This is a genomic window from Streptomyces sp. NPDC057486, from assembly GCF_042802415.1.
GTDB classification, from domain to species: domain Bacteria; phylum Actinomycetota; class Actinomycetes; order Streptomycetales; family Streptomycetaceae; genus Streptomyces; species Streptomyces yanii.
On sequence record NZ_JBHVEE010000333.1, the window covers coordinates 1 to 1,105 of the forward strand.

The window sequence follows — 1,105 nt, forward strand, 5'->3', positions numbered from 1 at the left end:
GCTAGGGCGCGTATCGAGTCGTGATCAACGGGTGGTCCGGATGAGGTCTTTGACCCAGATCATCGATGCGCGCAGGTGAAGGCCGGCGAGGTAGCTGTCAGGGGTCTTGTCGTATCGGGTGGCGATGCCTCGCCACGCCTTGAGCTTGTTGATCAGGCGTTCGACGGTGTTCCGCTCCTTGTAGAGGTCGGCGTCGTGGCTGACAGGTCGGCCGCCTCTGGAGCCCTTCTTCTTCCGGTTGGCGACCTGGTCTTTCTTCTCCGGGATGACCGCCTTGATACGGCGTTTGCGCAGGTGAGCGCGGTTGCCGCGGGACGAGTAGGCCTTGTCCCCGGCGACCGCGTCCGGCCGGATGCGGGGGCGGCCGACGGGTCCGCGCACCCGCACCTTCTTCAGGACGGGGATGAATTGCGGGCTGTCCGCTGCCTGGCCCGCGGTCAGGATGAACGCCAGCGGGCGGCACTTGCGGTCGGCGGCGAGGTGGACCTTGCTGGTCTGCCCGCCCCTGGAGCGTCCGAGGAGGGCGGCCTTCAGGCGGAGTTTCCGACGACGCCGGATGCCTCTTCGCTCTTTCCGCACGGGATCGCTTTCGGCCTCTTGCCCGCTTTGTTCTTCGAGGCCGCCCCCTTTGACCTGGCCTTCTCCTCCTCGGTGGCGGCTTTCTCCAGGGCGGTGACGACGTCCTCGTCGAGGTGCATCCCGGCCGCGTCATGGTGGGCCCGGGCGGTAGTGGAGTCGATGCTGACCAGGGACAGGTCCACCTCACCGTGCTTCGCGGCTTCCGCGATCAGACCCTCCAGCAGGGCCTCGAAGACCCCGGCGTCACGCCACTGCCGGAAGCGGTTGTGGACGGTCGACCAGGCGCCGAACTCCGTCGGCATCTCCCGCCACTGCCCGCCCGTCTTGAATCGCCAGATCACGCCCTCGAACTGCTGCCGCAGCCGCTCGGGATACGGGCCGTACTCGCCGATCGGCAGGTACGGCTCGATGAACTCCCACTCCGGGTCGGTCAGTTGCACTCGCGTCACGTAAGACGGTCTATCGGACCGGACCGTCTCACGTAGGAACATCCCTCAAATTGATCACGACTCGATACGCGCCCTAG

The 1,105-nt window shown here is 66.5% G+C and carries 1 pseudogene; it reads right to left on the reverse strand.

The window, feature by feature from the left end:
* Positions 1-24 precede the first annotated feature (24 nt).
* Positions 25-1,028 (reverse strand): annotated as a pseudogene (locus ACFU6I_RS48720) (IS5 family transposase).
* Between the last annotated feature and the right edge of the window lie 77 nt (positions 1,029-1,105).